General features: G+C 38.0%; 5 protein-coding genes and 2 pseudogenes. 2 read left to right on the forward strand and 5 right to left on the reverse strand.

The window, feature by feature from the left end; translation table 11 throughout:
- Nucleotides 1–231 precede the first annotated feature (231 nt).
- Nucleotides 232–1,821, reverse strand: a complete 1,590-nt coding sequence (locus ACUU1M_RS01705) for a DUF4049 domain-containing protein (protein WP_134799735.1) — start codon at nt 1,819–1,821, stop codon at nt 232–234.
- Nucleotides 1,822–2,237: 416 nt separating this feature from the next.
- On the opposite strand from ACUU1M_RS01705, the pseudogene ACUU1M_RS01710 reads away from it, so the two are divergent.
- A pseudogene (locus tag ACUU1M_RS01710) lies at nt 2,238–3,236 on the forward strand (DUF2776 family protein).
- Between the two features lie 86 nt (nt 3,237–3,322).
- On the opposite strand, the gene ACUU1M_RS01715 reads toward ACUU1M_RS01710, so the two are convergent.
- Both ACUU1M_RS01715 and ACUU1M_RS01720 read right to left on the reverse strand, forming a co-directional pair.
- Nucleotides 3,323–3,799 (reverse strand): hypothetical protein, encoded by a 477-nt coding sequence (locus ACUU1M_RS01715; protein ID WP_171763490.1) that lies wholly within the window; start codon nt 3,797–3,799, stop codon nt 3,323–3,325.
- Nucleotides 3,792–4,556: pseudogene (locus ACUU1M_RS01720) on the reverse strand (winged helix-turn-helix domain-containing protein). The gene ACUU1M_RS01715 and the pseudogene ACUU1M_RS01720 overlap by 8 nt, the downstream one beginning before the upstream one ends.
- Nucleotides 4,557–4,802: 246 nt before the next feature.
- Between ACUU1M_RS01720 and ACUU1M_RS01725 the strand changes: the two are divergent.
- Nucleotides 4,803–5,564, forward strand: coding sequence for a response regulator transcription factor (locus ACUU1M_RS01725; RefSeq protein WP_171763489.1), 762 nt, complete (start codon nt 4,803–4,805; stop codon nt 5,562–5,564).
- A 106-nt stretch (nt 5,565–5,670) separates the two neighbouring features.
- Here the strand turns inward: ACUU1M_RS01725 and ACUU1M_RS01730 are convergent, their stop codons facing one another.
- Both ACUU1M_RS01730 and ACUU1M_RS01735 read right to left on the reverse strand, forming a co-directional pair.
- Complete coding sequence (locus ACUU1M_RS01730; protein ID WP_000751952.1) at nt 5,671–6,183, reverse strand: hypothetical protein; 513 nt, start codon at nt 6,181–6,183, stop codon at nt 5,671–5,673.
- Between the two features lie 138 nt (nt 6,184–6,321).
- Complete coding sequence (locus tag ACUU1M_RS01735; protein WP_005077873.1) at nt 6,322–7,470, reverse strand: fimbria/pilus outer membrane usher protein; 1,149 nt, start codon at nt 7,468–7,470, stop codon at nt 6,322–6,324.

The raw sequence follows: 7,470 nt of genomic DNA on the forward strand, positions 1-7,470 counted from the left end.
TACATAGTTAACATTTTATCTTATGACATACACCTCATATTCGATGGGAAAATAATTATATTTTGCACAAATCATTCAGCCTTAAAGCATAATATGAAATTTCTTATCTCATAGCAGAGAAAGTCCCTAAAGATTGTAGAGGCGTCATCAGTACATACCTCTACAATCGATTAAGAAAACCTATGAAATACTGGCAAAATTAAAAAGAGATACCACAGCACTCATGAAGTTTTATTGAGGTTGAAAACAACTAAGCCCTGGGACACCTTTTTTATCACCACGTTCGTTAGGTGCTATCTTCCAAGAATTTAGCCCCATGGTATAATTATCAATTTTTTGATGCTGGTCTACCCCTAATCCATAATAGCCAAATTTCTGTTTAGTTTTTTTGAGCGTCTGTCCACATTTGAAGATATCTTCAGGTTTTGGTCTGAAAGCAGTAGTGTTATTAAAATAATTTTCATATACAGGTGTGGGTGCTATAGCATTGCTTCTAATTAGATGGAGAAGATGATCATCCATGTGTTGTTTATGTTTTTTATTAAATATATTTGCTAATTCCTCAGGATCAATTGGGTCTTTCATCTGATTAAATGGAACCTGCAAAGCACCGAGACAATAACATTGATTTTCTTCATTTCTTATTATTCCGTGATGACTGGTTAAAACTTTAGTTTCTGAGTTATAATTACAAACATCGAGCGTTTTAATTAAGTTATACGTATCACCGGCAGAGAGTTTATAATTTTCTAGTCGTGCAGTATAGTTACCATTAAAATTGATTTCATGATTTCCAGCCAGAACGATGACATTTTTATTAATACGGCTATCTTTATTACCCTCCATATTTCGCATAGAATTTAGCAAAGTAAGGATATATTTATCACCAAAAATAGTACTAAATCTATCGCCTGTATGATCCCCAAGGAAGATACAAGGGGTTATCGCATCGTCCTTTAAAAAAACATGTTGATGCAACTCATTCAATATCATGTCTCTCGTATTTAATAAATTGTAGAGCAATTTATTATTTTTATGTATGTATGCAGATGAAGCCATGTCTTCGTGTTTTAATAATTCACATAATAAACTCCAACCCTTTTCCCTGATGCCTATATGCCCTGAAACGAGCAATGAATAAAGTACAGCGCCTACTCTTCCATCTGTATCGCCAAAATAAGCCGTGTTGGCATTTTGTGGGTTAATCACACCACATTGTTTATAAAAGTCTATTTTAGAAAACACAGATTTAACATAGCTATCAAACTTATCCTTAGGAAACGTCTCTTTAGAGACATCCCAACGCCAGTCAGCTTTAAAATTACCGCTAAGAAGAGTAAAGAAATTTTCAGGTATGATAGAAAGCCCATTAACTTTATAAATTATGTCTGATTTATCTCCGGAGAAATTAATAAAATAATAACCATCCTTACACTCAATCTTAACTGTAATGGGAGACGATAATTTTATCACATGGTTATTGTCTGGTATAATTGTAAAGATAAACGTGTTAGTAGTATTATCGGCAAAACTATTATATTCTTGAATATCTATAGATGGCTCACTATTGTAAAACCATATTTTCTCCATCTGAAGACTATGTTCATTTACCCTCCAGTGACCATGTTGCAGGAAATAGATGATATGCATGCCAAAATCGTTATCTATTTGCGAATCATTATCCAGTTTATCAATTTCAACTATCTTTGAACGATGTGTTTTATCAACCTTGCTATGGTGTTGATGATTATTAACTTTATCTGAATGCTTATCTTTATGGTTTGAAGGGATGTACTTAAATATATTGTCAATTGCTTTCATAAATAACCCGCGATATTTTTGACCTGTTAGTAAAAAATAAATGATACATGTCTGAAAGACATATTTACGACGATATAAAACAATAATACTTATATGTTCGCTGATTTTAAGCACCGAGACTATCCGGTCTTTTACTAAATAATGGAAAACAATCCATCCCTGGAAGACAATTGTAAAAAAAACAACAGAATAAGAATTAATCTTAGGATAAATATTTATTTATCATGGCCTTTTGACCGCTAAAAAATGGCACTCGGCACAGTAAACCCCGCTATAGTTATGCTATGCATTTGTCTTTAATGATATCTCGTCGTTATATTAACAGGCTGAAATTATCATTAATGCACATTTCAATATTAGCAGGGATACCTGAGGAGTTTAAAGTGAACATATATATCGGGTAGCTTTTCAAATTAATCCCTTTGATTATAGGCTTAATTTGCATCGCGTTAGGTGGCTTTGTGCTGGAAAGTTCAGGGCAACGTCACGGGTCATGTGCTCATTTCTCTGGCGGCCATATGCCTGGCATTATTCACTACCGCATTTATTATCATTTCGCAGCTCACGCGCGGCGTTAATACGTTTTACAATACATTGTTCCCCATTATTGGCTATGCGGGGTCAATTATCACCATGATATGGGGTTGGGCACTGTTAGCAGGTAATGATGTGATGGCAGACGAGTTTGTTGCCGGCCATGTTATTTTTGGCGTTGGTATGATTGCCGCATGTGTATCGACGGTGGCAGCGTCGTCCGGTCACTTTCTGCTCATTCCCAAAAATGCAGCGGGGAGCAAGAGCGACGGAACACCGGTACAGGCTTATTCTTCATTAATCGGTAATTGCCTCATTGCCGTTCCCGTTTTACTCACCCTGCTCGGTTTCATTTGGTCTATTACGCTGTTACATAGTGCCGACATAACTCCGCATTATGTCGCCTTGGGTTAACCGCAATCTGTGCCTGTCTAATTGGCCTAGTGGCCACAATCGTCCATCAAACACGTAATACGTTCTCATCCAAAGAGCACTGGCTGTGGTGTTATTGGGTTATTTTTCTCGGCTCAGTCACGGTGCTGCAGGGGATATACGTCTTAGTCAGTTCCGATGCAAGCGCCCGACTGGCTCCCGGCATTATTCTCATTTGCCTCGGAATGATCTGTTACAGCATATTCTCAAAAGTCTGGCTACTGGCACTGGTCTGGAGACGTACCTGTTCGTTAGCCAACAAAATACCAATGATACCGGTATTTACCTGTCTGTTTTGCTTGTTTTTGTCATCATTCCTCGCGGAAATCGCACAAACTGAGCTGGACTACTTTATTCCATCTCGGGTTCTGGTTGGATTAGGCGCAGTATGTTTTACATTGTTCTCTATTGTTTCAATATTAGAGGCCGGTTCTGCGAAAAAAAATTAAAATTTACATAATCCCAGCGTTATTCATATCTTAACGCTGGTTTTTTACGAACTTAGTGAAATAATGTAGAATATAAAATTATAATTTTATATTGGAGCACATGTGTTAATGATCAACCCCGGGATACTAAAAATATAGACATTATTAAACTTGCTTAGCCTCGCATTGCCTTTACCTGTTAAAGATGCATCGAGAAAATTGAGTCTGAAGTTCTCATCCTTTATCTGATTTTCCAGTCCCGAAACTTTGGCCTTAGCATTACCTGAGATCCGTTCGTTACTATCTATTTTGTAGGTAAAAAAATACGAATGGGAAAATTTCCTCGGTGTATCTTCATCAGTTAAGCCAACAATCGTAAAACTACCGCTACCATCTTTTTTTAAAATGACTGAAAGGTTAGCAGAGTAGTATAAAGAATGATCTGTTTTAGCATTTCTTGTTAACGTCGACGTACATTCAAGAGACGTTGTGCTACCATCACGAGCCTTCCAGAGAGCAAAAAAACACACCTGTAGCAATGTGAAAACAAGTATTAATATAAAATACATTTTCTTATTAGTCATATAATAGCACCTCTGAACAAATTGCATAAGTTTCGTCATTAGAGGATTTTATACATCTTGATAAATACCGCTGCCCTTCCCCAAGCAAATAATGCATACTATTTACATCATATATAAAATTTGCACCTGGCACACAGGGTAAATGCTTTTTCGAAATTTCAGCGGCCTCTATTTGAGATTTAGCGAGGCCAATCTCGTTAAGATTCTCTGAAAGATATAAATCACAGGTGTCAATCTTACCTGATTTAACCAATGGATAATCCGTTATACTGTAGGTATCTTTAAAAGCCACGGCAAACATTTCAATAATAACAATTACTACCACAAGCGAAATCAAAATGCGAAAAAGAGGAATACTCCTTTTGCGCTCTACTTTTTCAACAACATCTTCTTGTAAATGAGAATCATCATAAGATTGTTTACTTATTGTTATGTTTTCACTGATGTAAAAGCCTACTTTGGGTATCGTAAGAATCACATTTTCTTCAACACCAATATTTTTAAAACTTTTGCGTAACAGGGATATATATTGGTTCAATGTGTTGTTTGACAGATCAAATGAAAATCTCTCCAAAACGCTATCAATGATTGAGTTCCTGTCAACCGCTCCACCATTACTTTCCAGTAACACTGCCAAAATACACCCCGCCGTAGCTGGCAAATTTATCTCATCCTAGGTATTTACATTCGAGAGCGAGCATTTGTTCAGATCAAAAATAATCGCGTCATTGATAATGAAAAAACATCTCCGCTCCATGCAGGCAACAACACAAAATAAGATTTTGTCATTTTAGCCTATTCCTGGTGGAACTGACACAAGAAACTAAAATACAAATATAACCCTGAAAAAGTCATATAAAACTTATATCCACAGAATAAAAAAACCGAACATGTCAGTTTTATCAATATAAAGTATCGCAAGGCGAAAAGTGATGCAAGAATACTCCTAAGTAAATGAAAGCGCACCACATGAAATTATCAACGCATGTAATTTCATCATTAGGTGCTATCGAAAATAACTCAGGAGCTACTTAAGATGAATAATGTCTTACTCATGAGACCCGATGACTCAGAATTTATGATACCTGATGACTGGTCAGGGCTAAACGCAAAAGGCATTACATACGAACAAGATAATAGAGTGACAGAGTCTTTTCTGCCTTTTAAATCTTTTTATTGTTCACCGGTGTGCACGACCGTTGAACTCATCTCACAAAATAATTGTTTTGCTATGGGTATCCGCTACCTTCTGGAAAAGAAAAGAGACTTAAGGCTAAATCACTTTAAAGCCTTCTCTCATAAATGCGAGACAAAACCTGACGTGTTAATTATGACCGGGTGCACCGTCGCTGATACTTATAGTATATTCTCACGCATTGTTGAAGAAAATATAATGAAAACGATGACACCTATCGTCATCATTACTGGGCATCACTCAGAAGATCTTTGTTCTCTGGCATCGAAACTGGGAGGAGTTAAAATAATATCACCGACAGAAAAGATTACAAAAATAGAAAACGCTATCAATGATGCTTTTAACAGCAAGCCTAAAAAAATAAGATTTTTAACAGATATACTCTCTCCTCAACAAATTGAGACCATGAAAATGGTTGCGCAGGGTAGATCCGTTAATGAGATTTCAGCCGCAATGAATATTAGCATCAAGACCGTGTATGCACATAAAGTTCGTGCTATCAATAAGCTGGGAATTAAGAAAAAAGTTTATGAAGCGCTTTTTTATAAAGCGCTAATTCAGTTCAACTGATGTAAAAATCACCCTCGCTTAATAAATAATATATTCTATGTCTTTTTTTATAAGTTAAAAAAGGCGGGATATCAAATCCCGCCATGAAATTAACTAATCATCTGCATTATTCTGCGTAGATATAAGCCTGGGTACGGATGGTGTAAGAGTCTGGCTCAACAACCTGTTCTTTCATATGGGAAACGACGCGATAGGCACCACCTGTTCCAATATTTTTCAGCATCATATAACGCTTACCGCCAATCTCTTCGGAGGCAGCTGAAGGAGGATCCTGCTCAAGCGTTGTCAGGGAAACTTTCAGTTTATGGTCCGGGTTATTGTCACCAGAAATTACTGCATCCGCTGAAGTACTGCTCTCCGCATAAATATCATCCGGGAAAGTTACAGCATAGTCGTGGCTCTGCCCATCAGATGCGCCAACAATACCTGTTGCCAAAGGCGTCCATGCAGTTAACGTACCGCTATATACCCCTTTCACTAGTTGAATGGTATTATTAACAACGATAGGCTTGGTCAAAGTAAGATTAGCTGACGCTTCAGTACCCTGGCTTACTAAAGTTCCCGCCTGAGAAGCAAAAGCTGTCCCCGCCAGCATGATTGCTAACAATGTTTTCTTCATTATATTTTCTCCATGATTTTCATTTACACTGCAAAATGCAGTTTCTTTCTTTGCATTTACGTGCTATCGCGAAAATGCTTCCACCAAATAATGGAAACATCTTCACAAAAATAAATTATGAGTTTCTTAATTTAGAAACTATAAACATGTCGCCGCTATCTGGTATAACCCTGATGCACTTTTCTTCGCAGGAAATTGGTATTTTGCGATACAGGATTGATCTTTAGAATAACCCCATTTCACATTAAACTCGCCTTCCGCACTCAAGCCAGAAACATAAGCAATACCATCTTCACCTACAATGCCGGCCATATTTTCAGTGTCTTTGCTATAACTAATCACAGCGCCGAAGGGGACGGGTTTACCCTCTTTCTGTTTTAAGGTTACTAATCCTTTATCCCCGCTCTTCACTGCCAATGTCGCAGGCACAACGGCTCCAGCTGTCGGTACAACCAATTGACTAGTTTGTGGTAAGTCGTAATTCTTACCTATCGTTTTTTCATCCAGAATAACATCGTCTCTTCGGTATGGCTGCACTGGCAGTATTGCATACCCACGAAAATCAGTACTCAGTCCCGGCCAGCCATTAACGTTAACCCCCGTTGCTCCGGGTGCCTCTATAAGGGCTAATGTCCCATCCACATTTTGACCAAATGTAAGTCCATCCCTTGTAATAAGTATCCCACCGCTTAAATTTGCACCTAGCTGTTTCATGTTTTCGCTGGAGCTGTAATGGCTACTAAACTGACCATATGATCCATTTTTGCCAACTTGCACAATGTTCATCGTGCTCTTCGGTTGTGACTGATGAGCGTTAGTTATATTTGTCGCTACATCCCACCATACACCACCACTATTCTGACCTGATAATGAAACCTGATAGTTATTACCCTGCTCTCCCGAACGACTCATCTGTGAAGACGCATAAATTTGATTTTCGTCACCCAGCGATAATGGCACTGAAATACCCACGCTTAATTTCCGATCTACTTTCCATTTATGCGATGTCAGCAAGTCGTTTTTTGCCCAGTTAATGGAGAATGTTATGCCTCTCCATACCGTACTATAACTCAGGCTGGTAGACCGCGTGTTTCCTGTGCCCCGGGAAGAATTATACCTCGTGGTATTGAAGTTCAAATTCCCGATATTACCAAGGGGCTGGGATAAGGATATCGTAGAGCCATCGTGACTATTCTTATCTCTTTTTCTGTTCCGTTCATCCTGTGCACTTACTGCTTCAGTCAGTGTGGCATAACCTGATGCATAACGGTTCGTGGTTATAGACAA

It is taken from the genome of Shigella sp. SIG6, from assembly GCF_053555815.1.

Bases quoted from the DNA above. Each gene is read 5' to 3' on its own strand.
- ACUU1M_RS01730 (WP_000751952.1), bottom strand. From the start codon at position 6,183: ATGAAGAAAACATTGTTAGCAATCATGCTGGCGGGGACAGCTTTTGCT.
- ACUU1M_RS01705 (WP_134799735.1), bottom strand. From the start codon at position 1,821: ATGAAAGCAATTGACAATATATTTAAGTACATCCCTTCAAACCATAAA.
- ACUU1M_RS01715 (WP_171763490.1), bottom strand. From the start codon at position 3,799: ATGACTAATAAGAAAATGTATTTTATATTAATACTTGTTTTCACATTG.